The following is a 25,476-nucleotide window of genomic DNA, read 5'->3' as shown; positions in this document are numbered from 1 at the left end:
GGGGAAAATCCGCCGTCTGGCAACGATCGCGACGGGTGTCGTGGCAGGGGTGGCGATGACAGCAGCGCCGGCTTCGGCGGCCCTGCCCGAGGGAATGACCGCCAGCTACGTCGTCGTCGACCAGGAGACCGGCACGATCTTCGGCGCCGACGAGCACAAGCAGTACCGCTCGGCCTCGCTGGTCAAGCTGTTCATCGCCCTCGACTACCTCGAATCCCACGGCCCGGACTACGAGATCCCGGCCGACGACCTGGCGCTGCTCGAGCCGATGCTGCGGTCCAGCAACGACGACGCAGCCAGCACGCTGTGGGTCCGCGACGGCTGGGACGAGATCGTCAAGCGCATGGTCGTCAAGATCGGCCTCACGGACACGGCACCGCCGGCTTCTCGTGGCAAGTGGGGTTACACGGCGATCAGCGCCGCGGACATCGCCAGGACCTACCAGTACATCCAGCACGAGGCGAACCCGAAGTACCGCGACTTCATCATGAGCAACCTGGAGCAGTCGACGAAGTGCGGTTCGGACGGCTTCGACCAGTCGTTCGGCCTGCCGAGCGCGATACCGGGCCCGAAGGCGGTCAAGCAGGGCTGGTCGGGTTACGGCGCCGCGCCCGCACCGGGCGAGGAGTGCAAGGAGCCGGACACGAGGGTGCTGCGTTCCCCCGAGGTCAAGGCGGCCACGGCAATCGCATCGAGCGGCGAGGGCCCGGCCGGCACCCAGGACATCGACGTGACGAGCCGCGCCATGCACACGAGCGGCACGGTGAGCGGCAAGATCGTGGTGGTGCTGACCCTCGAGCCGACGACGCTGTCGTGGCAGGAATCCGCTGACCGGATCACCACGCTCACCCGGGACGTCTACCTGCGGTCCGCACTCTGAGCAGGCCGGCGCCGGTCAATCCGGCAACTCGACCACGACCAGCGCACCCTGCCCGTCCTCGGGTTCGTCGAATCGTGCACGCCCGCCGTGTGCGGCCGCGATGTCCGCGACGATCGCCAGGCCGAGTCCCGAACCCGGCAGCGACCGGGCCTCGGGCGCCCGCCAGAACCGCTCGAACGCGGCCTCCCGGTGATCCGGGGAGATGCCGGGGCCCAGGTCGGCGACGGCGATCCGGCCGGGGACCGAACGCACCGTGATCACAGACCCCGCGGGCGAGAACTTGATCGCGTTGTCGAGCAGGTTGAGCACCATCCGCTCGAGCGCGCCCGCGTCGCCGCGCACCCGCCACTCGGCGTTTTCGACGTCGAACTCGTGGTCCCGGGCACGACTCGACGCCCGCCGGACCGCCTGCCGGACCACGGCCGGCATCGCGACGTCGGCGTGCTCCAGCTCGTGCTCGTCGCGGGCGAGCACCACCAGCTCGGTGACGAGGTCGCCGAGCTCCTCCGCCTGCACCTGCAGCCGGTCCAGCGTCCGGGCGCGCTGCGCGACGGCCAGCGGGCGGCCGGTGCGCTCGCTGCGGGCCAGCAGGTCGATGTTGGTCCGGAGACTGGTCAACGGCGTGCGCAGCTCGTGGGCCGCGTCGCTCACCAGCGCTCGCTGGCGGCGGCGCGATTCGGCGAGCGCACCGGTCATGGCCGCGAACGCCCGCCCCATGCGCCCCACTTCGTCGCGACCCGACACCGCGACCGGGATGTCGAGGTCCTGGGTCCGGGCGATCTCCTCGGCGGCGCCGGTCAGCCGCGCCATCGGCTCGAGCGTCCGGCGGGTCAGCACCAGACCGGCCGCGGCCGCGAGCGCCGCTCCCAGCACGGACACCACGACCAGGACGTTGCGCAACCCGCTCAGCGTGCTTTCGACGTCGGCGAGGCTGCGCGAGATGACCAGGACGTTCCCGTCGCCGGCCGGGCCGAGCAGGACCCGCACCGGCGCGCCGGACTCCGTGTGGCCGTCCCGCAGCGCCACCGAGCGGGTCGCGCGGTCCGCCGGATCGAGGACGACGGCGTCGACACCCGGCGGCGTGCAGGCCGTGCCGTCGGCCTTGATCAGCTGGACGCCTTCGAGGAACCGCTGGAGCGGACGGCTGCCGTTGACCGCCCGGCACAGGTCGGCCAAGTCCGGCTTCGGCACGGCCGGGTCCCGCGCCCCGGGAGGCGGCCAGCCGCCGAGCAGCGTCTCGTCCAGCTGGGCACGCAGGTTGTGCTGGGTGGACACGTAGGTGACGGTGCTGATCGACGCGATCGCGAACGCGACGATGACCGCGGTGATCAGCGCGACGCGGCTGCGCAGCAGCATCCGGGGCCTCACGGTGCCCGCAGCACGAATCCGACACCGCGGACGGTGTGCAGCAGCCGGCTCGCCCCGCCCGCTTCCGTCTTGCGCCGCAGGTAACTGACATAGACGTCGAGGTTGTTGGTACGGCTCGGTTCCCGGCTCCACACCGCCTGCCGCAGCTGATGCTTGGTGAGTACCTTGCCCGGCGCGTCGAGGAACACGGTGAGCAGGTCGAACTCGGTCGGCGTGAGGTCCACCCGCCGCCCGCCGCGGGTGACCTCGCGGGAGCCGGGGTCGAGCTCGAGGTCTTCGAAGCGCCGGACCGCCGGCACGTGCCGGCGGCCGCGATTCTGCTTGAGCAGCGCACGGACCCGGGCGAGCAGCTCCTCCAGCGCGAACGGCTTGACGAGGTAGTCGTCGGCCCCGGAGTCGAGGCCGGTGACCCGGTCGCCGAGCGCGTCGCGTGCGGTGAGCATCAGCACCGGCAGCCGCTCCCCGGCCGCCCGCATCCGGCGGCAGGTCTCCAGGCCGTCGACCTCGGGCATCATGACGTCGAGGACGACCAGGTCGGGCTTCGCGTCGCCGGCGACGGCCGCCAGCGCCGTGGTGCCGCAGGTGGCCGTGCCGACGTCGTAGCCCTCGAACTCCAGGCTGCGCTGCAGGCTTTCCCGCACGTCAGGATCGTCGTCCACCACCAGGATCCGCACCGGCCAGAGGTTACGCGGCGATTCTGTGCGTCAGCTGTTGATCTCACCAGCGAGGTGAGAGATCCACCTCTAACGATTCTCTCAGGTTAATTCCAGGCCATTCTCACGATCGGTAGCCCACCGTGAGAGCCACGTAACCGGTCACACAGCGTCGTGCTCGACCGCAGGAGACCCAGAACGGAGGAAGCATGTCGGTCGGCGCGACCGGAGGCCTCAGGACCTCCCCCGAACAGCGTGCTGCGACAGCCACGGTGGACATCGTCGTCCCGGTGTACAACGAGGAACGCGCGCTGCCGGGGTGCATCCACGTGCTGCGCGAGTTCCTCCGCGACCAGTTCCCCTTCGACTGGACCATCGTGGTCGCGGACAACGCCAGTACCGATCGGACCCTCGAAGTGGCGGAGGCTCTGGCCCGCGACGACGAGTCCGTCCGCGTGCGCCACCTCGACCGCAAGGGCCGCGGCCTGGCCCTGCGGGAAACCTGGCGGGCCAGCACCGCCGACGTCGTCGTCTACATGGACGTCGACCTCTCCACCGGGCTCGACGCGCTGCTGCCGCTGGTCGCCCCGCTGGTCAACGGCCACTCCGATGTCGCCATCGGCTCGCGGCTGGCCCCGGGGGCGCGCACGGTCCGCGGGCCGAAACGCGAGTTCGTCTCCCGCTGCTACAACGGGCTGATCCGGCTGAGCCACGGCGCTCGCTTCTCCGACGCGCAGTGCGGCTTCAAGGCCGCCCGCACCGACGTCGTCCGGCCGCTGCTGGACCACGTCGAGGACGATGCCTGGTTCTTCGACACCGAGCTGCTGCTCCTGGCCGAGCACAACGGGCTGCGCGTGCACGAGGTCCCGGTCGACTGGGTCGAAGACACCGACAGCCGCGTCGACGTCACCAAGACCGCGCTCGACGACATCCGCGGGCTGATCCGCGTCGCGCGCGCGAAGGCGGCCGGTACCGCCCGCGTGCCGGATCTCCCCCGCCGTCCCGCGCCGCGCGCCGCCCACCCGGACGCCGTCCTGGGCGCGCCGAGCGGCGGCCGGCTCTGGGAAGTCCTGTCCTTCGCCGTGATCGGGGTCGTCTCCACGGTCGCGAACCTGGTGCTGTACGCGGTGTTCCGGCTCTGGTGGCCGGTGCTGGTGGCCAACCTCGTCGCGCTCGTGCTCACCACGCTCTTCAACACCGAAGCCAACCGCCGCTTCACCTTCGCCGGCGCGAGCACGCCACGGGGCAAGGCACACCTGCAGGGGCTCGTCGTCTTCGGGCTCTACTACGCCTTCACCTCCGCCGCGCTGCTGGCGCTGCACGGGTTCGACCCCGAACCGGGCCGGGCGCTGGAGCTGACGGTGCTGTTCGCCGCCTCGGTGCTCGGCACCGCGGGCCGGTTCGTGCTGCTGCGCAGCTGGGTCTTCCGCAGTTCCCCAGGAAAGGACGAAGAATGACACTCGCCGCCGACCAAGCGGCACCGGCCGGTTCCGTCGCCGCCCCCGCCCGCACGCGGTGGCAGGCCTGGGCGCTCGCCGGGATCTGCGTCGCCGCCGCCGTGCTCTACGCGTGGCGGATCGGCGCGGGCCAGCTGGGCAACACGTACTACTCGGCCGCCGTGAAGTCCATGACGGACAGCTTCACGAACTTCCTGTTCGGCTCGTTCGACCCCTACGGCGTGTTCACCGTGGACAAACCACCGATGTCGCTGTGGCCGCAGGCGCTTTCGGTGCTGGTGTTCGGGTTCCACGGCTGGGCGCTGCTGCTGCCCCAGGTCATCGAGGGCGTCGTGGCGGTGTTCCTGCTGCACCGCACGGTCCGGCACTGGGCGGGTGAGAACGTCGCCCTGCTGGCCGCGCTGATCCTGACGCTCACCCCGATCACCGTCGCGATCAACCGGGACAACAACCCGGACACGCTGCTGGTGCTGCTGCTCATCGCCGCGGCGTACGCGTTCACCCGCTCCGTGAAGACGGACACGAGCCGCGCCCGGACGCGCTGGCTGCTGTGGTGCGCGTTCTTCGTCGGCTGCGGGTTCGTCACGAAGATGATGCAGGCGTGGATCATCGTGCCCGGGTTCGCGCTGGCGTACCTGGCCGGCACGCGCGCGCCGGTCAAGCGGCGGATCTTCGACCTGCTCGGGGCGGCTGTCGTGTTGTTCGTGTCGTCGTTCTGGTGGGCGGCACTGCACGACTGGTGGCCCGGGTCGAAGCCGTACATGGGCGGCAGCACCGACGGAACCGCGTGGAACCTCATCTTCGGCTACAACGGGTTCGGCCGGATCTTCGGCGGCGAAGGCGGCTTCGGCGCCGGTGGTGGCGGCGCGCGGCCGGATCTTCCCGAAGGGATGAGCCTGCCGTCCGGGACGGGCGGCGGCATGTTCGGCGGCGGTGACACCGGGCTCGGCCGGATGTTCGGCCAGTCGGTCGGTGGGCAGATTTCGTGGCTGCTGCCGCTGTCGCTGTTCGTGCTGGTGGTCGTCGCCGTCCAGTGCGTGCGGACGAAGGGACCGGGCGACCCGGCGTCGCGGGCCGGCTGGTTCGCCTGGGGCGGCTGGCTGCTGGTGACGGGGCTGGTGTTCAGCTACGCGCAAGGCATCTGGCACCCGTACTACACGACGATGCTCGCCCCGGCGATCGCGGCGATTTCCGCGGCCGGGCTCGCACGGTTCTGGCGCGCGTACCGAGGCGACGGGGCGGTCTCGTGGCTGCTGCTGCCCGCCGCGGTCGCGCTCACCGCGGTGTGGGCGTTCGTGCTGGCGGGCCGCGATCCGTCGTGGCACGGCTGGACCCGCTGGGCGGTCCTCGTCGCGGGCGTGGTCACCGTGGCCGCGTTGCTCGGCGCCCGGCTCGCCGAGACGCGCCGGCTGGTGGTTTCCCGGGTGGCGTTGGTGTTCGGGGTGGTGACGGTGCTGCTCGTGCCCGCGGTGTGGTCCACGGCCACCGCGACCGCGGCGACCGGCGGCAACCTCGGCGTGATGCCCGCCGCGGGACCGGCCGGCGGCGGGTTCGGCGGCGGGTTCGGCGGCGGGTTCGGCGGCATGCGGCCGGGCGGGTTCGCCGGCGGCATGCCGCAGGTACCCGGCGGCACCGGCGGCTTCCCCGGCGGCACCAGCGGGTTCCCCGGCGGCACCGGCCGGGCGGGCGGCGGCTTCGGCGGTATGGACGGCAAGCTCACCGAAGAGCAGCGCCGAGTCCTCGACTACGCCCGGCAGCACAAGGGAAACGCGGAGATCACCCTGGCCGTCGACGGCTCGGCGACCATGACCGCGGGCTTCATCATCGGCTCCGACGAGACGGTCATCGGCATGGGCGGGTTCATGGGCAGCGACGACTCTCCCTCGGTCGACCAGCTCCAGCAGTGGACCGCCGAAGGCAAGCTGAAGTTCGTTCTCGGCAACGGGTCCGGCGGCGGCATGCCCGGCATGAACGGCGGAGCCGGACAGCAGCGCCGGCAATGGATCGCGCAGCACTGCACCGAGGTCGATCCGGCCGCCTATGGCGGGCAAGCCCAACAGCAGACGGGACCGACGGGAGCACAAACGCTCTACGAGTGCCACGCATGAGCGCCGTTGCCGTCCCGGCCGTCCAGGTCCGGGACGGCAACGGCGTTCGTCGCCGCCCTGGCCAGGCACGCTCCGGCCGCCGGCTACAGCTTCCGCGCCGCCCGGAATCCGGTGCACAGCTCACCCAGGCCATCGATGCGGCTGGTCAGCACGTCGTCCGCGGCGAGGCAGCACGGCAGCCACCGTGCGCCGGTTGCCGACACCGGCCAGGGGTCGCCTGTCCCGGGACGTCGAAGGCACCAGCCCGGGCACGGCGGTCCAGCCGGCATCCCCGATCTCGCTGCCTGCAGGCCAGGCGCGGGAGTCAACCTGCGCCGCCACGACGGACCGCGAGCCTGACAGCACCACAGACAGAGGACTGCAGGTCAAAGCTGAATCGATCTTGGTGGGCCGTCCTGTGCCAATAAATGCAGGTCAGCCGACATCTTCGCCACTTTTCAGTGTCGCGAAGTGTCGCCAGGTATCAGGCACTACTTCGGCAACGGAGCCCCATCGGAGACGCAGTCACGGCTTACATGGGCCCATTCTGGACCCATGTAAGCTACATCGATCTGATCGTCGATGCCGTTGACTTCGATGACAGCGGTAAGCACGAAGCAGCAGAGCTCAATCGACTGAGTAGGCCGCGATCCAAACCGGCAATCTCTAACCGTCCTGTGCGAGCTGCCGCAACCACGTGTCGAACTTGACCGACTTCCGGGGTGGCGGATCGAGCTGCCCCGGGAGCGCGGCCCAGCGGTTCGGGTCGCCGCCGCATGCTTCCGCGATCAACCCGGCCACCAGGCTGGCTTGGTTTTCGCTCTCGAGGACCCGGTGGGCGGGCAGCATGCGCAGGATGTCAGCGGTGGTGAAGCGTGAACCGAGCAGCCCGTCGCAGGTCAGGTCACGTTGCTCAGCGCGTGCTTTCAAGTGCTTGAGATGACGGCGCAGCTCGTCCTCGGGGTTCGCCGAGCGGGCGAGTTCGTCGTCCGACGGCACCTCGATGAGTATCGGACGGCTCGCTGCCACAGCGCGCCTGATTTCGTCCAGCCTGCCGCGCACCGCGGTCTCCAAGTCACCGTCACTGTGTGGCAGCATCGCCAGCAACGCCTGTTCTTCCAGGGCGGGAACCAGGCGTGCCAGGTCGCTGCGAGGCGTGGCCGGGTTAGCAGCGAGCGCGCCGATGGCTCGAGCGCGCTTGTCCTCCCAAGTGGGCTCGGTTCCACCGGATCGCGAGGAGTATCCGGGCTTGTCTGCTGCTGCTGCGGCGGCGGCGTCAACCAGCAAGTTCGTGTCGTCACTGAGTTCCGCAAGCGCGGCGATTTCATCCCAGCTGGTGTGGAACCGTCCGGCGGGCTTCCAGCCGTCTTCCCTGGCTTCCCGGACGACTCGGCTGAGGTCCTCTCGGGCGATCTGCCGCAGGCGTGGCCAGCGTCGCACCAGGTCTGCCGCGAGTGTGAGACGCACCCCCGCCATCAGATCGTCGCCGTCGCGGAGGTTGTCGCCGGTCACTGTGGGCAGGCACGCCATGAGGACCGCGTCTTTGAGTTGCTCCGCCGAATCGAGCAGGATCCGGCGGACCTGCGGCGCGTCGTCTCCGTTTCGGGCGAGCGGTTCCCAAAGCTCGGGCGCTGGTTCGAGAATACGCCACGCTGCCCGCGCGCGCCTGCGTTCTTCGGCCGCGAGCTGGTTGAGCAGCTCCTGTCGCTCCCAATTCGACAACTCGGTCACGTTGGGTCGTGGCGCCCGGTCGGCCAAGGCCGCATGCACGAGGGCGATCCGGAGGCTCTCCGGGACAGCGCCATGATCACGCGCCCACTGTTCCGTGAGGTAGTCGACCTCGCTCGCTTCGAGTTGCGATGCGAGGTCGATGGCACGGTCTCGCCAGCCCTGTCCTTCGCAATACAGAACCAGTTCGACAAAGGCGCCTTGGGCCGCCCTCGCCGCCTCGACCAGTGCGAGGTCAGGGTGCCATCGCTCCAGAATTCGGACGACGAGATACCGCGGTGCCCGTTGCATTATCAACATTCGAGCGGCGTCGTCAAGCTCGTCGCGCTCGGCGAAATCGGTCAGGCGCTGAGGCTCGAGCTGCGCCAGGACCTCGATCACGCCGTGGACTTGCGCACACGACAGTCGTGTCGCATCAGCGAGGGCCGCGATCGCCGGAGTCTTCACCACTCCAGACTGGCACGAACTCCTCTTACGGATGGAGGGCACACCGGGCTGGCCGTAACACGAGCGACTCCCAACTCGACAGGTCCGACGTGGGAATGCCGGAGCCAGTCAACGAGGAACGGCACTCGCTTGATCGATCGAAACTGTCGTACCTCGTGGTTATGGTCGGAGAATGGTGGAGGAGACAGAGCCAGCCGATCCGGACCGGCCGGTGGTGGACGCGGCATTGGCACGGCGGCTGAAGGCGCTGGCTTGTACCGCCCCGGTGCACGACCTGGATGCGCGCAAAGGGCGGCTCGACTGGGCCGAAGCCGATGTCTACCAGATGTCGGAAATCGCGCTGACGATCATCGACCAGGTCACCATCCGGATGGACTTCGACCGCGGGGCCGATCACGAAGAGGTCCTGCGCCGGACCCTGCCCTTCGTGGCCGCTCAGGCGCCGGATCGGCCCGGGGACGAGCACCGGAAGGTCGCCCGATGGGTCCTGGACAACCTGATCAACGTCGGCAGCCAGGACCGCGGTTTTTCCGCCACTTACGGCACCTTCGACGCGCAGGGCCAGTACCAGCGGCGTACCTGGCCTTTCAAGCTGCTGGTCGAGTCGTTCTCGGCGGACGGTGAGGTCTACCTCCGTTCGACGGACGAATCGATCAACGTCCTGGTCGGCGCGCTTGACACCGATGTCGAGTCCGCTCAGGAGGCGGCGGAGACGAAACTAGCCAACCTGGTCCGGCGCGGCCGGCTCTCCGACGCGCAGTTGGCGGCCGAAGCAGCGCGTTGGCGCACGGTCCAGTACGCCGACCAGCTCCGCAGGCTGCTCGATGCGACCCGCCGTGACGTCCGCGCCGTCGACTGGCTGGACGAGGTACCGAGCCTGATCAAGGAGGCGTTGGACCACATCGCGGCCCGGCACCGCGCCGAAACCGCGATCCTCACGAACATCACGCAGGCGCGGGACGAATCGGAGTCTCCGGCCCGCAAACGGCAGGCGGCGACACTGATCACGATCGTCCGCGACTGCATGCAGCGGCACGGGCAACTCCAGGCCAGGCTGATTCTTGCCGGAAAGACGTTCCGCTCGGAGCAGGATCGGCAGGAATTTTCAGCGCCCACGAGGCGGCCGACCATCGATTTGTTCGGGCAGCTATTGACGCCAACGCTCGGCCTGAGCATCGCCGAGGCGACCAGGGTGACAACGGCGTTCTTCGCCAAGAGCACGGGCCTGTCGGTGAAGGGCGTCCCCAGGCTGGTCGACGTCGTGTACAAGCTGCTCGCACCTCCCGCGGACCGAGGCGATCTCGGCGATCCGATTCCGGAACCGGATCTCGTACCCGCAACTGACCCGGCGGTGTTCGACGACGAGCAGTGGGCGGCAGCCGATCGGCTGCTCGCGCTCGGATCCGTCCCACGCCGGTTGTCGGGCCTGCTGGCCGAAGCCCGCGCCCTCGACCCCGACCTGCCACACCTCATCGGGCTCCGGGTCTTTCACCTGCTGGATCCGGGAGTGACCACAGCACTGCGCCAAGGTGACGAATCGATCCTGCTGGCGATCGACGACGGAACCGAGCTGGCCGACGACGAGTTCGGCGGCGCCGACCTCCTGGTCGGCCTGGTCTCGCTGGAGATCGGGCGTCATTCCGCTGATCGGGTTGCATCCGGCGGGAACCGGGGAGAGGTGGTCGCGTGAGCTCGCCGACCGATGATGCCACGGACGCCGGGCGGCTGCTCGCGCTCGGAATGCGGCCCAAGCATCTTCCCGCGCGGGACGCCGTGTACGCGGACCTGGTGCGGCGTTACCACGAGGACGATGAGTTCGCCGAGCTCGTCAAGGCGTTCGCCGAAGGCCTCGGGATGACCATGCTGGCGGTGACCCAACAGTCCGGTGCCGTCCCAGTCCCGCGGGAAGAATCACCCTTCGAGCTGAAGATCGACGAATACGCCAAGCGCACAGCGCTGGGCAACCGCGGAGTCGACAAGATGCTGCACGGTCTGGCGCACCTCGCGGTCGCCGCGCTCGCCTTCCCGCGTCCGGATGATCTCGGGAACCCGGCCTACGTGGGATACGTGAACGTGGCCGAGGTCGACGCGGTGGTGCGAGACGCCTGCCGGGTGCTGGAGCAGCGCGCCGTCGAGGCGGAAGAGAACGAGGATCCGCTCGACACGGCCCCCGACCTGGAGCGGGCGTGGCGCGCGTACACGCGCCGTCCCGCCGCGGCGGCGACCAAGGACGGCCGGCTGGCACCGGACACCACCCGCGCGATCATCACCAAAGCCGTCCGGTTTCTGGCCGACCAGGGCTTCCTGGTCCTCCGCAATACCGACGACGGCGGCTCCTACCGCACGACTCCGCGTTACCAGGAGCAGGTCCGCGAAGTAGCCGCGAGCGCGGCCTTCCGGGAACTGCTGGATCTCGGCGTCATCTCCATCACGGACCCGTCCGGCAGCATTGCCGTGACAAACGACCCGCAGTCAGGCGGCGCCGATGTATGAACTGTCCCGGGTCCGGCTGCACTCGGTCGGGCCCAAGGGTGCCCGTTACCAGGACGTCGCTCTCGACCTGCGCCATGTCGGACCGCCGGTTCCCGCCCCGGTGCAGCGGGCACTGTTCGCAACCGGACCCGCAGGCGTGTTGCGGCGGCCGTCGCCGGCGTCGGTCCTGTTCGCGGAGAACGGCAACGGCAAGTCCGTCCTGATCAAGCTGATCTTCTCGGTGATGCTCCCCGGACGCCGGCAGATCGTCGGCACCACGAGCACGAGAGCACTGGACGACTTCGTGCTCGCCGATGACGTCGCCCACGTGATCCTGGAATGGCAGCACACCCGAACCGGGCAACGGGTGATCACGGGCAAGACGTCGGCCTGGCGTGGTCACGTGGTGTCCAGCGACCCGAACAAACTGCTCGAAGGATGGTGGTCCCTCCGGCCCACCGACCAGCTGGATCTGGACAACTTGCCGCTGACGCAGCAAGGCCGGCAGGTCGAGCTGAGTGGGTTCAAGGACCGGCTCACCGAAGCCCATCGGCAGGAGCCGCATCTGCAGTTCGAATGGCTGACGTCACCGGGGGCTTGGACCGAGCACCTGGGGACACTGGATCTCGATTCGAAGCTCTTCGGGTACCAGCGGAGGATGAACGCGGGTGAGGGGGAGGCCGCCGACGCCTTTTCGTTCAAGAGCGATGAGGCGTTCGTCGACTGGCTGCTTCGTGCCGTGACCGACGAAGAGGAGCCGCGGCTGCTGGCCGAACTCATCGACGGCTACGCCGGGCAGCTCGCGGATCGCGCCTCGATGGTCGCCGAGCGGGACTTCGTCGACGGCGCCCTCGGGCTGCTCGGCCCGCTCGCGGCCGCGGCGAAGGAAGCGGATGCAGCTGCCGAAGTCTCCGCCGACGTCGCACGGGAAGCGGCGCAGTTCATCGGCGCCATCAAGGCTCGGTGGGCCGAAGAGACCGGCCGGTTCGGGGTGCTGGGTGTTCGCCGGGACACCGCTGCCGAACAGGCCGAGGTCACCGCGCAGCAGAACCGCCGGATGAACCGCATCGTGCTGGAGCTGCGCCGGGACCGAGCCCGCATCGAGTGGCAGCTCGCCGAAGCATCACTCAAGGAGCTGACAGATCGGCTGACCGCACAGCAGGCGGACCTGGCCGCCTGGAAGGCGACAGACACCCTCCTCGCCTTCCAGCGTGCACAGGGAGCCGCGAAAGCCATCGGTGATCTGGTGGCGGCCAAGGAGGCGGAGGCCGCAGGACCGATGCGGGCCCGGGATGCCGCCGCGCGACGGCTCGTTCAAGGTTTGCTCGCCCTGATCGACCGGGCCGAGGCGGAGGTCGAGCGCCTGACAGCTCGGGCACGGGTCCTCGACCAGGAGATAGCCGAGCTGGCCGAGGAAGAAAACGCGCAGCGGGAGGCGATCGGGCAGGAAAAAGGCCGCGCCCAGGCGGCTCGGGAGAAGATATCCTCAGCTCGGGACGAGGTAGCACGCGCGGTGGCCAGCGGTCTCTTGGGCGAGGGGCGCGCGCCGACCGAGGCGGCTGAGGAAGCCGAGGCGACCGCCGGCGAGGCCGAGACCGCCGTCTCCGCAGCCGAGACCGAGCACGGTCGGCTCGGCGACCAGCGCAGGCTGCTCGATTCCGCGGCGCGCGCCGCGGAACGGAAAGCGGAGGGCCGCCGAGCGGACCTGGCCGGCAAGACCCGCGTCCTGGAAGCTGCAGTGACCGCGACAACCGCGCTGGCCGCGGAGGAACGGCTGGCCGCCGTGCTCGGGGTTGCGTCGATCACGCTGGAGGACGACCACCCATCCTTGCTGACCCGGTTGGGCGAGATCATCGCCGAGAACGGCGAGGAACTGGTCGCCCGGCAACTCGCCGACGCCGCCGATCGACGGGTGCTGGACGCGCTGCAGACCGGTGAACTCTTTCCCCCGCGTTCGGAGATCACCACCGCCCTTCAGGCCCTCGACGAAGCCGGTATCCGGGCCTACGCCGGGTGGGACTACCTCGCCAAAGTGCCGGAAGACCGCCGTGAGCACCTCATGGCAGCTCACCCCCAGCTGGTCGACGGCGTCGTCCTCAACAATCCGCAGCATCTCGATCGCGCGGAAGAAGTCCTGGCAGCCGCACGTTTGCTGCCTCGATCGATCGTCGTGGTCGGCACCACCGAGACCCTCGGCGGCACCGCGCGCGCCGAGGCATCGGGAACGGAGTACGTGGTTCCGCCGAATCCGGCGATGTACGACGTCGATCTGGCCGCGGCCGAACGACAACGGCTGCTGGAAACGACGCGAGAACGACGGACACAGATTGATACGCTGACTGCGCAGATCCAACACGACCAGGCATTGGTCAGGCGTCTGCAGGACTGGGAAAGGTCGTGGCCACCCGGCACTATCGAGCAGCTCACCACGGAACGCGACGTCGCCCAGGACGAGCTGGAGAAGGCTGAGAACCAGGCTGCAGACTTACTTGCCCGAATCGCCAGGATCAACAAGGCCGAAGAAGCCATCACCACCTCCCTGCCCGATCTGCGCGCAGTGGCCAAAAAAGCGCGAAATCGTTCGAGCGAGCTTGCCGCACTTGCCCAGCTCACCGCCCAGGAGCCGGCTTGGTCCCACGCGCTGAAGGAAGCGCAGGAAGCGGCAGCCGCCGCCCAACTCGCGGCCGACGACGCCCGCAACCGGGCCGAAGCGCGGCGCGAGGACAAGTCCGAGCTCCACCGCGAGATCGACGACCAAAAACGGACCATCGCCACCACTCGCGAAGAGATCGGCCGGATCCCCGGAGGCGGGTCGGCGGATCGGACGGCGACGCCACCGAACGACTCCGTCGAGACCTTGCGCGCGACCTATCAGGCAGCGAAGGAAGCCTACGAACAAGTCGAGGTCGGCGCTGATCTGCGGGCCGAGCTGGCAGCAAAGCTCAACGCCGAAGCGCAGGCGCGCGCCGGGCTGGAAAAGGTGCCGGAGATCGTCCGGGTTCGCGCGACCGAACTTTTGAGCGGCCCGGACGGAGCGGACGCGGCGTCCAGATCCGCCGCCACAGCCCGGACCGAACGAGCGGTCGAAAGCCTGACGAGCCAGGCCGGCGCCGCCCGAGGACAAGCCGGAAGGCGCCAAGAGGCCTACGAAGCCTTTCAAGCGCAGGAAGTCTCGATGGAGCCTTACGGTCACCCGCGCGACCTCGCGCACGCGGACGAGTTGCTCGGCGTTGCCTCCAGCGACTACGAGCGAGCCCGCCAGGCCGACGACGAGGCGCAGCGGCACCTCGGGGATCTCGACAAGACGATCGAGGCGACGAAGAAGACAGCCGCTGACTTCGAGTCGCTCTACGACTCGGTCAGCGCATTGACCGCCGCCAGCGACGACGAGCCGCCGTTCACCGGCGACGTCACCGCCGCGCGCGACCGGCGGGCCAGGATCCGGACGTCGGTGTCCGAAGCCGAGGACATGCTGGCCAACGCCCAGGGAGAGGTTCGCCGCCTCTCCTCATCGCTCGGCCAGTACGCCGTCGGCCAAGCCTTTGAGAAGGTCGACAGCCCGGTCAGGCAGCAGATGATCGCGGTCGATCGAGACCGCCTCGCCGAGCATGCCGCGGACTGGGAGCACGCGCTCAAGCCGCGATTGCGCAGTCTTACCGACGATCTGGCCCACATCGACCGCCACCGCACCGAGATCGTGGTCCGGCTGCGCGGCATGGTGGAGATCGCGCTCAAGACCTTGCGCACCGCGGAAAAGGTCAGCGCGCTGCCGGAAGCCCTAGGCGACTGGGCGGGCCTGCGCTTCCTTCACATCCGGTTCACCGAACTCGAACCGCCAGTACTCGATGCACGGCTCGGTGAGGTGGTGGACGAGGCCGCCACGGGCACCGCGAAGACGACGGGCGGGAAACGCGACGGCCTGTCGCTCCTGCTCAAAGGTGTCCGAGCCGCGATGCCGAAAGGTGTGCGGGTCGACATTCTCAAACCCGATGCCGCGCTGCGCGCCGAGCGGGTCCGGGTGTCGTCGGTCGCGGAGATCTTCTCGGGTGGCCAGCTGCTGACCGCGGCGATCATCCTGTACTGCACGATGGCTGCGTTGCGGTCCAACGAGCGAGGCCAGCTTCGACGACCACACGCGGGTGTCCTCTTCCTGGACAATCCGATCGGCCGCGCCTCGGCGGGTTACCTGCTGGACCTTCAGCTCGGCGTGGCCGATGCGCTCGGTGTCCAGCTGATCTACACGACCGGGCTTTTCGACATCAACGCACTGTCGCTGTTTCCGCTGATCGTCAGGCTGCGCAACGACCGCGATCTGCGCAGCGGCATGGCCTACCTGACCGTCGAAGACGAGATCCGGTCCGGACTGCCGACCGACGGGGACCCCGAGCACGGGCAGATCACCGCAGCACGGTTCTTCCGCAGGCCGGCGAACATCGAGGAGGCAGGCTGAGTGGCAGAAGACCACGACGCATCCGGTCCCACCCTCAGCCTCCGGGCCCGCCGAATGGCGGACCTGCTCGCCGAGTGGCCACGACAACGAGTTCAGCTCAAGGAGTTGTGGCAACTGCTCGACACAGCGGACCCGGCCGGCCGCTCGACCCCCGGCAGGCGGTCGGTGCTCGCCGACGTGATCGCCGAGCTTGATCACGCCGGGTTGGTGCGACCCGCCGGGGCACAGTCCTGGGATCGCAGTCAGAAACCCCACTTGCCACGCTTCGTCGGCCGGCTGACATCCAAGCCACCGAAACCGGGCGCCCGGATGGTGTGGCATCACCGGCTGGCCTGGGTCGACGAAGCACGGCCCAGCCGAGCCCAGCGGGCGCACCTGGAGTCCCTCAACACCTGGTTGTACGAACATGACCACGAAGACCTGCCCGTCATCCCGCACCGGGAGCGGTCCGTCAAGATCTTCAGCAACGAGAAGGTCCTGGACAAACTGATGGGGACGGCGTTGTTCGGTGACGGCCGGCTCAGCTTGGACCTCCTGCGGGCCCGGCGGGTCGCACCAGGCTTCATCATCGAGTCCGTCGGTGATGGACCGATACTGCTGATGGTCGAGAACAGCGACACGTTCGACTCCCTCGTGACCGCGCTCCGGCGGAAGCCGGGGAACGTCGGCATGATCGGCTGGGGAGCAGGTGGAGCCTTCGAACAGTCGGTGCTGTCGATCGGCCGGCTGACCCCCACCGTTCGGGAGGTGCGGTACTTCGGCGATCTCGACGCCAAGGGACTGCAGATCCCGGCCAACGCCGCAGCCGTCGCAGCGCGCGATCAGCTCCCGGCCGTCAAGCCCGCAGTCGGCCTCTACGCGGCGATGTTCCGCTATGCGCGACCCCAACCAGGCCAAGCACGCCTCGCCACGGCCACCGCGCAGGCCATTGCCGCCTGGCTGCCTCTGGATTTGCAGAATCGGGCGGCCGAGCACCTGATACGCGGCACGCGTCTTGCCCAGGAAGAGGTCGGGATCACCGAGCTGATCGCTGACCACGGGTGGCGCTGCGATCTCGACTGAGCCCTGACGCAGTCGCGCTCGGACAGGGTTGACAATAGCGACGGCCTGGAGCGGTTCCTTCGAGGAGAACGTATCGATGACCAGTCGCAAAATGCCGCTCAATGCGGCTCAGCGAGAAGTCCTCGCGTGGGTGCGCAACGGTTGCGCGGCGGGAGTCTACGAAGATTGGTCGCACCGTTTAGTGGCTCGCGCGCTGCACAACCGAGGCTTGCTCCTCGTGAAGGGCCACGGCCCATCATGGGTTGCCTCGATCACTGAGGAAGGCGTCTATTACCTCGAGAACGACGCATACCTGCACCGGGACGATGACCACCATCGTTCGCCTTCCGACACCAAGAAACCTGAACAACGCCCCAAAGCTCCAGCGCCGGGCACGCGGAAGCAGCCCGAGCCAAGCACGACCGGACCTACTGTCACGCCGCCTACGAAGCCGGTTACGCAGAAACGGGGGCCAGTCGACCAGCTCATGCAGAAACTCCAGGATGCAGTCGATCATCGCGTCCTGGTATCGCCTGACCACGCACCGAAACAACGCCAGCTCGCGGCTTTAGCACGGCGGTTCGGGCGAATCCCGGAGGGAATGAGGCTGTCGTTCGAATACTGTCGACAAGACACAGGATACCGGCTGGCGATCACGCTGGAATCGCCACCCGAGTGGCAGACCAGACTGTTGGCTCAAGCAGTGTCTACGACACCGACGGACCCGACCGATGTCGTGCAGGCGTGCATGGAGCTGGAGGCATTCCCCGTCCAGGGATCACAGCGCGATCGGGCCTTTCGCCTGCTCGACGCCCTGGTAAGGGGCGCACGCGAGATCGGGATGACCGTGTCGCTCCAGACGGAGCGGCACACACGTGGCTACGCGACACGGGGTGACCATCGGCACGAGATCCGGTTCGCCCTCGACCGGGATGAGGTCTGGCTCCGATTCACCCAGGCCACGCTGCAGCGTCCCCACGAGCCCACGGAACGGGAGCTCCAGCGCGCGCGACAGGGCTACATGTTCCCGGACTTCGATGCGGTCCCGGACGAGCACCTGGGGATCCTCGTGGCCGGTGCCGGGCGTTTCTGGGCCGACAGCTGGAAGGACACGGACGAGCATCGCCTGGAAGATGATCTCGTTGAGGTTCTGGAGGAGGTCCGGCTTCGGCTCGGACACCTGGCGGTGCAACGCGCAGCGGCCGAGGAGCGGCAGCGCCAAGCGGAGCTGGAGAGAGCCGAACAGGCGAAGCGTCAGGCCGCGGCCGCGGAACGCGCCGCGATCGCACAGCGGGAGCACCTGATCGATGAGGAGGCACGAGACCAGGCGAGACGCTGGTCCGAAGCAGGCCAGCTCCGGGCCTATGCGGCGGAGGTGCGCCGGAACGCGTCATTGCTGACTGACGAGCATTGCGCGGATGCACTGTCCTGGGCGGACCGGATCACGAAGGTCGCTGACGCCTTGGATCCGTTCCCCGACCGCGCGGTCCGCCCTCACCTTCTCCTCGGCATGCCGACCGCAAGCGAGTTGCGGTCCTTCAGGAACCGGTGACGCTCACCAGTGGCGGTACCCCCAGCGTCGTGGCGCGCGCTCGTACCGGACAGGGATCTCCGAGGGCTTCAGCGGACGGTCGACGACGGGGCGGTAGTTGGCGGCGGTGATCCGCTCCTCCTCATGTACTCGTTCCATCACCTCGGCGAAATGGCCGTGCTCGTGCTCCTTCATCTGGTCGATGAGCCTGGTGATGAGCACGTCCAGGCGCTGTACCTCCGCCTCGGCCGCGGCCAAGCGCTCCTGCATGGTGACTGCGCGATGTCCGCACCAGCCACGCAGCAGCTCGTGCCGGGGCCGGTAGCGCTCGAGGTACGACCGGTATTCCCAGTCTGGATCCGTTGTCCACTCACGTCCGCCGCTGCTCGTGTGGGTCACGCCGCGTTTGGTCTTCTCCCGGCACTGTCGTTCCTCGTCGATCACGCCGTCCAGGATCGGCATCGGGTTCACCCGGCAGGCGTACTCGGCGATCATTAGAGTGCCTTCGGGGGAAACCACTGTGCTCTCACCGATCGCGAACGAATCGACCTGGTCGGTGAGTTCACCGATCGGGATCCCGATGAGCGGCTCGAGCGCTACCGGGTCGTGGATCGTGGTGACCCATCGCACCAGGGCCGACCACTCCCAGGTCGCGACCTCGTCCGGGATCAACTCCAAGAAAACGGTCTCGACGGCTGCTTCCTCCGGATCGGTCAGCTCGAACGCAGCAAGCCGTTCCCAGTTCGCCATCAGCTCGTCGTACTCACGTACTCCCGACCACGCTCCGCGGAGCCGCTTCCCGGGAACTTTCTCCCGCTTGCCGGCGCTGCCTCCCGCCAGGAACTCGATCTCGTACTTCGCGCTCTTCTTTCCCATCTCGATCGCGACGACACGAACACGTTGTGAGGAGTCGAAGTCCCGCACGCGATAAATCTGCTCGTCACCGACCTGGATCATCCGTATTCCTCCCCGAGGGACAACGACAGCATCGCCACATTAGCCGGCCAATCGGGCCCCGCCGGCGGATTCGTTGCGGCAGCACCCCAGGGAGTGCTCCGGTGCCGAAATATTGCCCAGCATTGGGTGACACTCAACAGTACTCGAAAACGAACCACTCTCGTTTCCACCTGCACAATCGGCATTAGGCGACGCCACGCACGTTCTCGGGAAGCACGTGCCCCCCGGGGCACAGACGGTGAGCCCGTACACCCGGGCGATGTGAACATGGCTAGCGTGCCGCCGATGGCGTTGGTGATGTTGCGGACTGGGTCGCTTTCGATCAGGCGCAGCTGGTTGATGACCAACTGGCCGGAGAAAGCCCGGCCGCCGCCGTTGACGACGTGGACTCGCAGCTGAAGCCGGTCGGTGTGCCGGGTGTTGGTGGTCTCCAAAGCCCGCTGGGTGCGCATCGCCGAGGAGCTGTTGATCGATGGCGACGGCACAGGACAGACTCGTGCAGATCGCGGTCGCGGCGGCGCCGACTCACCGCTCACCACGATGTCACTGTTTGCAGCAGGAAGTACACTCATAGCCATGAAAGGGGGAGGTGCGGAAGCAGAAAGTGACCCTGTTGTGGCCCTGTGCGCGCAGGACGTGGTGGCTGGTCGGCGCGGTCTTCACGAGTTCGATCCGGTGTTCGCTCGGGCGACGGTCTACGGGCGACGACCTGCTCGCCCCGGGGTCGAGACAGTCGACGTCGTCGGCCGTGGCCGGTGGACGTTCGTGTTCTCCACGCCGCAGCGGCTCGCCGCGCACTTCGGAGATTGCGACGTCTATGCGACCACTGGCACCGATCTTCTCGGACAGCTTCCGATCGGTATCGGCGTGATGCTCGATCCGGACGACGAGCATCGGCTCCCGATCCTGAACCGGATGGTGCCGCCGCAAGCGCTCACCGCGATACGGCGACGAGCCGAGCAGAAACGCACCGGGCAGGCCAGGCCCGCCACCGAGGTCAACGTCAAGCGCGAGGAGGGCGCCGAGTGAGTGTGGACGGGCCAGGGTTCCACGTCGACGTAGACGTTCTGGACAACGCAGGCAAGGGAATCGCCCAGAGCATCCATGACCAGGAGACATTCGAGCTGCGCGGCCTCTGCGGCGACGCCGAACTCTACGGCCATGCCGGGGTCCACAACGCGCTGGCGGACTACTGCGCGCGGTGGAGCGCGGGACTGGACACGCTGACCGAGGACGCCGGCGTGATCGGCGATTGCCTCACCCACGCCGCTGACGCCTACCGGGGAATCGACGAGGCAGCCGCACGACAGCTGCCCGCGGATCCCGGCACCTCGGCGATCGGCGACTGATGGCCGAACTAGGTGAGACCGCCGACCCACGCGCCCTCATTCCCGGTGACCCGGCCGCGATCGAGGAGAACGCCCGGGTACTGCACGCCCGGTCCCGGGGAACCGGACAGGCCGGGGAAAGCCTCCGCCGAATCGACACCGGCTCATGGGCCGGTCCGGCCGCGGCCAGGTTCCATGACAAGTTCAGCGACGAACCCGCCAAGTGGCTGGCCGCCTCCGACTCGTTCGACGCGGTCGCCGAAGCACTCGACGGATATGCGCAGACACTGCGCTGGGCACAAGGCCAGGCCGGCGACGCCATCCGGCTGTGGAACCGAGGCCAAGCCGCAACAGCGGACGCGAAGGCCCGCTATGACCGCGACGTCACCAACGCCGACACCCAGAACCAGCAGCACGCCGCCAACGGTGACCCCACCCGGGTGACGGTCGCGCCGTTCACCGATCCCGGCGAGGCCGACCGGCAAGCGGCGCGCGACACACTCAACCGCGCCCGCCAGCAACTCACCGAAGCCGGGGACCGGACCACCGAAACCATCTCCGACGAGGCCGGCGGCGCCCCCACAGTCTCAGACTGGCTCGACGACGTCGGCGGCTTCTTCGCCGACTTCGGCGAAGGCGCCTGGAACGCATTCAAGGGGTTCGGCGAAGGCATGTGGAACCTCGTCTACGCCATCGGCGACCCAGGCAACCCCGACCACGAGGGACTGACCGACATCGCCTCGGCCGCGTGGCACAACATCACCCACCCCGTGGACTTCGGCAAGAACCTCATCGCCTGGGACGACTGGGCAGATCACCCGGGCCGAGCCACCGGCCAAATCGTGGGCGGCCTGCTCATCGGCGGCGCAGCCGGCAAGCTGCTCAAAGGCACCCGCGCAGGAGAGAAACCCGACCCGGCCGCGCCGAAACTACCGCCCGTGAAGGCGGCCCTGCACGAGTACTTCGACCAGGGCACACCGCCGAAGGCATCCGATCTGGCCCGCTACGCCGAGTCCAAGGGATGGACGAAACAGCAGACCCCGAACGGCCCGCCGAAGTACGTCGACGACAACGGCATCATCCGAATGACCCTCAAGGAAGGCAGCGGCCGCGCCCCAGGCAGCGAAAACCCGCACGTCGAACTGCGCAACGAAGACGGGGTCCGCATCGACCCGCAGGGCAACCCGGTCACCAGGAAAAGCCTGGGAAACCACACACCGATCACCTGGGACCACTAGCACATGACGAACTACACCGACTTCCCCGACCTCGCCAACGTCTACCTCGAAGACAGCTTCGTCCTCGCCATCGACGAGACACCCACCTCGCTGACCTTCCGGCTCGAGGCCGTACTGACCTCGTCACACCCGCGCTACCACGCGCCACGACCGGATGAAGCACATTGCTACGCGGACGCCGTGCTGACTATCGCCGAGGCGACGAAGATCGAATGGGTCACGCGGTCGTCCCCAACCTCCCGTGACGCCACCGGCGAAGAAGACCTCGGCAACATCGACAGCCTCCAGCGTCACGACAACCACTACGAAATCGCCGGCGACTGGGGCCACGTCCGGATCTACTCGAGCGCGGCGCCGAACTTCACCCTTACCTCCGAAGCCACGAACCCATCGGACCCGCACGGCAACACGACCGCCTGATCGAGCCCATCGGCTCTCCAGCTGTTTCGCGTGTTCGCTTTGCAGTGCGACCGGCACCGAGCGAACATGGCACGCAGTGCCAACGCACGGCTCCAGGTCCGCCCCAGGGACGCGCAGGGATGGGAGCGCGCGCTCAAGCCGCGGCTGCGCAGCCTCACCGACGATCTGGCACATCGAACGCCACCGCACCGAGATCGTGGTCCGGCTGAGTGACATGGTGGAGATCGCGCTCAAGACCCTGCGCACCGCCGAAAGGTCAGCGCTCTGCCGGAAACGCTCGGTGACTGGGGGCCAGCGCTTCCTGCCGCCGGCAACTTCCTCGCCGACCTCGGCACTCACGCCGCGAACAGCCTCGCCTCGTTCACCCACGAGTTCGAGAACCTGCTGGTCGAACGCACGACCCTGCCACGATCCGGCTACACGACCTCCGACACGGCGCAGCCTCACTGCCCCTGGCCGCCGGCAACGACCTCAAAAGCGTCCAGGACATGCTCGGACACGCCTCCATGTCCTTCACCGCCGACTACTACATCTCCCTCTACCCGGCACCCGCCACCAGGCCGCCGAGAAGATCAGCGCCTCCCTGTTCGCCGCACCGCCCGGCCGTACGCACCGGGCCCGGCTCCCGCTCCACTGCCGACGCATAGCGGGCGGTGCCGCACAGTGCCGTCACATGTCGACAACTGCCATAGAACCTGACCCTCGGACGTCAAATCCGCAGGTTCGCCGCCTTCGCTGAGCACCAAATATCGGCCCTGACCTGGGGAAACACGGCCGCACAATGGTGACGACCCGGCAACAGAGGGCTCCGATGCGTCTCCGTTACGCGCGCTACGCCGAACCGCTCCGGCACCGCCGGCCACACCCACGGACACACCACGCCTGACGAACACAGACGCGGAACCACACCCAGAGGGGCGCCGACCGCCCATCGCCACAAAGACGATTTCCCCGCAGCAGCAACAAAAACGACCGCCGCCGCCAGATCGAACATCCGGTGCCGACGTGCACGCACAGGCCAACCCGTTCGCCGGAGCGTACGGCCGTGGACACACGACGGGCCACACAGATCGCCACGACCTGCAGAAAGATCGCCAAATCGAACGTTTCTGCAGGTCAGACGCATGATCGTAGTGGGCCGCCTGGGGCTCGAACCCAGAACCTACGGATTAAAAGTCCGCCGCCCAATAATGTCGGCGAGTGTCACCGAGTGCCACTCTCTGCCAGTAGATGCAGGTCAGCCGACATCTTCACCAAGTTTCGGTGTCATCAAGTGTCGCACAGTGTCGGGCACTACGCCAGCAACGGAGCCCCATCGGAGACGCAGTGGACCGCAATCCGGGTCCAGTGTGGACCACTCGGCCACCGCTCCGCTGCGGGCCGGAAGGCCGTACGGCCGTGGGGATGTGCTGGTCGCGAGATGGTCCACCGACAGTGGAAGCTCATCGCTCGGTGTTCGAGGGGGTTTCGGTCCAGTAGTGGGGGTTGCGGCCGTAGTCGGGCGTGGTGAACGCACGGTCCCAGGGTGCGTCGGGGGCGAGGAGTTCTCGCCAGGGTGCGATTTCGGTGTAGAGCACGCGCATGGAGTCGAGGGCGGCGTGGTGGAGGTCGGGTCCGTCGGTGGAGACGGCGTCGTCGGGGACGGCGACCTCGAAGTTGTGGGCGAGCCCGGCACGGACGGTGGCTTCGACGCACACGTTGGTTTGCAGGCCCGCCACGATCAACCGCGACACGGCCAGGTTGCGCAACAGTGGTTCGAGTTCGGTGTAGTCGAAGAAGCTGGCCTGGGTCTTGTCCAGCACCACGTCCCCGGGCTCCGGAGCGACGGCGTCGATGATCTGCCGTTTCCACTCCTGCTGTTCTGCCGAGACCTGGGGAAGGCGGCCGGCTCGGTGTTGCATGAGCCGGGCGAAGCGCGGGTTGTCCCCGAGCGGTCCGGCGGCGCTGCCCACCGACCGGGAGTAGATCACCGGCGCCTGCCGCTCCCGCGCAGCGGCCAGCAGTTCGGCGCAGGCAGTGATGGTCTCGGCCAGCCGCCAGATCGGCGGCCAGCCGAGCGCGTCTCGAACCCCGTCGTCGGCGAGGTAGGAGTTCTGCATATCGATCATCAGCAACGCCGTGTCGCTCATCCACAGCCTCTTCTCTGTTGCTTCCCACGGTGTCACGGCGGGCGGCGTCCGCTCCGGTACGGCGGTGTACACCAGACCGACGAACCCGGGAACGAGGGTCAAATCAGGCGGTCGCGACGCTGGGCGGCTTCTGCGCGCACGGTCGTGAGGAATCCGGCAGTGACCCGTTCGGTGACCGCGTCGCTTGCGGCTTCGTCTTCGGGCGCGACATCGTCGTCCAGGTCGGCGCATTCGGCGTAGACGAGGTAGCAGCCGCGGATCGCGTCGAGTAGGTCCTCGAGAAGGTCTGGTGCGGGGCTGGCGGGGTTCAGGTCGCACAGGCCGAGCATCGCGAGCCTGGCGTGCAGTTCGGGATCGGTGGCCTCGTGCCGGGCGACGAGTTCCCGGGCTGCGGTGACCCGGGCGGCCAGGGCCTCGACGTCGGGGATGCGGCCATCGGCGACCAGGGCAGCCTCGCGAACCATGCTGATGACTACCGCTCGCGGTGGTGTGCCGGTCTGCAGGTGGGTGAGGACGAGGGTAGGAACCAGGAAGTTGAGGGCTTCGATGTCGTCGGCGTACTGGACGACCTGCGTGATCTCGATGTCGGCGGCTTCGGCGGCGACGGTGGCGGCGGCATGCAGCCAGTGCGCTGCTGCCACGGCCGCGGCTGTCGGTTCGATGGAGTCGATCAGCTCCTCGCTTGGCTCGAGCAGCGTGTCGTGCAGCAGCTGGTTGGCCGCCTCGACTTGGACCGGGGATACGTCGTCGCGGCTGAGCGCGACGGCTTGCCTTGCCCGTGCGGTCAGTTCGCCCCGTTCGGCGTCCTCGACCGCGGCCAGCTCGATCCCGACGTCACTGGCCACGCGCTCAGTCAGGCCGGGATCGCCCACGGCGTGTAGGGCGCGGCCGACCTGGTGCGCGGCTTCAACTACCGGGTTGTACGACTCGACCAGCAGGCCCTGCTCATCCGGCAGCTCGGGATCGACGACTGCGGGCACGACCTCCGGGAAGGCATCGCGGTTCTGCTGCCGGCGCCAGCCCTCGGAGTTGGGTTCGACGCTGAGGGCCGAGCTGGCTGGATGGGTGTAGCAGCGCCACAGCACATCCGACAGCCACGTCAATGCTGATGCCAGGTCCAGCAGATCACCGGTCGCATCCGGATCGCGGGTGGGCAGTTCGGCCACCGTGGTGGCGAGTTCCCCGCGGCCAGTGGGCCATGCGGCCAGCAGCGCGCCCCGGTCGAGTTCGACGGCGTAGTGGGTCATCCAGCTTCTCCCGCCTTGTGCCAGCGGCCACCGTACCGCCGTC

19 protein-coding genes and 1 tRNA gene are annotated in these 25,476 nt (G+C 68.3%); 13 read left to right on the top strand and 7 right to left on the bottom strand.

The annotated features are described in order from the left end of the window. The first annotated feature begins 55 nt into the window (after positions 1–55). Positions 56–880 (top strand): serine hydrolase, encoded by an 825-nt coding sequence (locus tag BLW76_RS10210; protein WP_244170115.1) that lies wholly within the window; start codon positions 56–58, stop codon positions 878–880. 15 nt (positions 881–895) lie between these two features. Here BLW76_RS10210 and BLW76_RS10205 read toward each other — a convergent pair whose 3' ends face one another. Further along, a complete protein-coding gene (locus tag BLW76_RS10205; protein WP_091305690.1) occupies positions 896–2,236 on the bottom strand; it encodes a sensor histidine kinase in 1,341 nt (446 codons plus the stop codon). Positions 2,237–2,244: 8 nt separating this feature from the next. Beyond that, positions 2,245–2,922 (bottom strand): response regulator transcription factor, encoded by a 678-nt coding sequence (locus tag BLW76_RS10200; protein WP_091305688.1) that lies wholly within the window; start codon positions 2,920–2,922, stop codon positions 2,245–2,247. Between the two features lie 188 nt (positions 2,923–3,110). On the opposite strand from BLW76_RS10200, the gene BLW76_RS10195 reads away from it, so the two are divergent. Then, entirely contained in the window at positions 3,111–4,358 is a 1,248-nt protein-coding gene (locus tag BLW76_RS10195) for a bifunctional glycosyltransferase family 2/GtrA family protein (RefSeq protein ID WP_091305686.1), read from the top strand. Beyond that, positions 4,355–6,466 carry an ArnT family glycosyltransferase gene (locus BLW76_RS50410; RefSeq protein WP_091305685.1) on the top strand — a complete coding sequence of 704 codons (2,112 nt, stop codon included), beginning with the start codon at positions 4,355–4,357 and terminating at the stop codon, positions 6,464–6,466. Before BLW76_RS10195 ends, BLW76_RS50410 begins: the two co-directional genes overlap by 4 nt. Positions 6,467–7,111: 645 nt before the next feature. On the opposite strand, the gene BLW76_RS10185 is transcribed toward BLW76_RS50410, so the two are convergent. Next, the gene (locus BLW76_RS10185) at positions 7,112–8,620 is read right to left on the bottom strand and encodes a hypothetical protein (protein ID WP_143060600.1); all 1,509 of its coding nucleotides are present in this window, start codon (positions 8,618–8,620) and stop codon (positions 7,112–7,114) included. 172 nt (positions 8,621–8,792) lie between these two features. Here BLW76_RS10185 and BLW76_RS10180 point away from each other — a divergent pair, with 172 nt between their 5' ends. The 5 genes from BLW76_RS10180 to BLW76_RS47680 all read left to right on the top strand — a co-directional run bounded on the left by BLW76_RS10180 (position 8,793) and on the right by BLW76_RS47680 (position 18,135). Next, positions 8,793–10,310 carry a hypothetical protein gene (locus BLW76_RS10180; RefSeq protein WP_244170114.1) on the top strand — a complete coding sequence of 506 codons (1,518 nt, stop codon included), beginning with the start codon at positions 8,793–8,795 and terminating at the stop codon, positions 10,308–10,310. Between the two features lie 50 nt (positions 10,311–10,360). Then, positions 10,361–11,113 carry a hypothetical protein gene (locus BLW76_RS10175; RefSeq protein ID WP_091305927.1) on the top strand — a complete coding sequence of 251 codons (753 nt, stop codon included), beginning with the start codon at positions 10,361–10,363 and terminating at the stop codon, positions 11,111–11,113. After that, positions 11,106–15,542 carry a coiled-coil domain-containing protein gene (locus BLW76_RS10170; RefSeq protein WP_143060599.1) on the top strand — a complete coding sequence of 1,479 codons (4,437 nt, stop codon included), beginning with the start codon at positions 11,106–11,108 and terminating at the stop codon, positions 15,540–15,542. Before BLW76_RS10175 ends, BLW76_RS10170 begins: the two co-directional genes overlap by 8 nt. 54 nt (positions 15,543–15,596) lie before the next feature. Next, positions 15,597–16,604: a Wadjet anti-phage system protein JetD domain-containing protein gene (locus tag BLW76_RS10165; protein ID WP_143060598.1), complete on the top strand. Its 1,008-nt coding sequence runs from the start codon at positions 15,597–15,599 to the stop codon at positions 16,602–16,604. Positions 16,605–16,680: 76 nt separating this feature from the next. Beyond that, positions 16,681–18,135: a hypothetical protein gene (locus BLW76_RS47680; RefSeq protein ID WP_143060597.1), complete on the top strand. Its 1,455-nt coding sequence runs from the start codon at positions 16,681–16,683 to the stop codon at positions 18,133–18,135. 3 nt (positions 18,136–18,138) lie between these two features. On the opposite strand, the gene BLW76_RS10155 is transcribed toward BLW76_RS47680, so the two are convergent. Beyond that, entirely contained in the window at positions 18,139–19,071 is a 933-nt protein-coding gene (locus BLW76_RS10155) for a hypothetical protein (protein ID WP_208613252.1), read from the bottom strand. Positions 19,072–19,515: 444 nt separating this feature from the next. Here BLW76_RS10155 and BLW76_RS10150 point away from each other — a divergent pair, with 444 nt between their 5' ends. The 5 genes from BLW76_RS10150 to BLW76_RS10130 all read left to right on the top strand — a co-directional run bounded on the left by BLW76_RS10150 (position 19,516) and on the right by BLW76_RS10130 (position 22,704). Next, positions 19,516–20,100: a hypothetical protein gene (locus BLW76_RS10150; RefSeq protein ID WP_143060596.1), complete on the top strand. Its 585-nt coding sequence runs from the start codon at positions 19,516–19,518 to the stop codon at positions 20,098–20,100. Continuing rightward, on the top strand, positions 20,097–20,420 hold the full coding sequence (locus BLW76_RS10145) for a hypothetical protein (protein ID WP_244170113.1): 324 nt from the start codon (positions 20,097–20,099) through the stop codon (positions 20,418–20,420). The genes BLW76_RS10150 and BLW76_RS10145 overlap by 4 nt, the downstream gene beginning before the upstream one ends. Beyond that, entirely contained in the window at positions 20,420–21,637 is a 1,218-nt protein-coding gene (locus BLW76_RS10140; RefSeq protein ID WP_091305673.1) for a WXG100 family type VII secretion target, read from the top strand. The genes BLW76_RS10145 and BLW76_RS10140 overlap by 1 nt, the downstream gene beginning before the upstream one ends. Positions 21,638–21,640: 3 nt before the next feature. Further along, positions 21,641–22,057, top strand: a complete 417-nt coding sequence (locus tag BLW76_RS10135) for a hypothetical protein (protein ID WP_091305671.1) — start codon at positions 21,641–21,643, stop codon at positions 22,055–22,057. A 284-nt stretch (positions 22,058–22,341) separates the two neighbouring features. Continuing rightward, positions 22,342–22,704: a tyrosine-type recombinase/integrase gene (locus BLW76_RS10130; RefSeq protein WP_208613262.1), complete on the top strand. Its 363-nt coding sequence runs from the start codon at positions 22,342–22,344 to the stop codon at positions 22,702–22,704. Between the two features lie 487 nt (positions 22,705–23,191). Here the strand turns inward: BLW76_RS10130 and BLW76_RS10125 are convergent. From BLW76_RS10125 to BLW76_RS10115, 3 genes are all read right to left on the bottom strand, one after another. Next, a tRNA-Lys gene (locus BLW76_RS10125) sits at positions 23,192–23,284 on the bottom strand. A gap of 215 nt (positions 23,285–23,499) precedes the next feature. After that, complete coding sequence (locus BLW76_RS10120; protein WP_091305670.1) at positions 23,500–24,186, bottom strand: cysteine hydrolase family protein; 687 nt, start codon at positions 24,184–24,186, stop codon at positions 23,500–23,502. Positions 24,187–24,284: 98 nt separating this feature from the next. Then, a complete protein-coding gene (locus BLW76_RS10115) occupies positions 24,285–25,433 on the bottom strand; it encodes a hypothetical protein (protein ID WP_091305668.1) in 1,149 nt (382 codons plus the stop codon). Between the last annotated feature and the right edge of the window lie 43 nt (positions 25,434–25,476).

Source organism: Amycolatopsis tolypomycina, from assembly GCF_900105945.1.
Lineage (GTDB): Bacteria > Actinomycetota > Actinomycetes > Mycobacteriales > Pseudonocardiaceae > Amycolatopsis > Amycolatopsis tolypomycina.
This window is presented reverse-complemented; position numbering and strand designations above follow the sequence as displayed.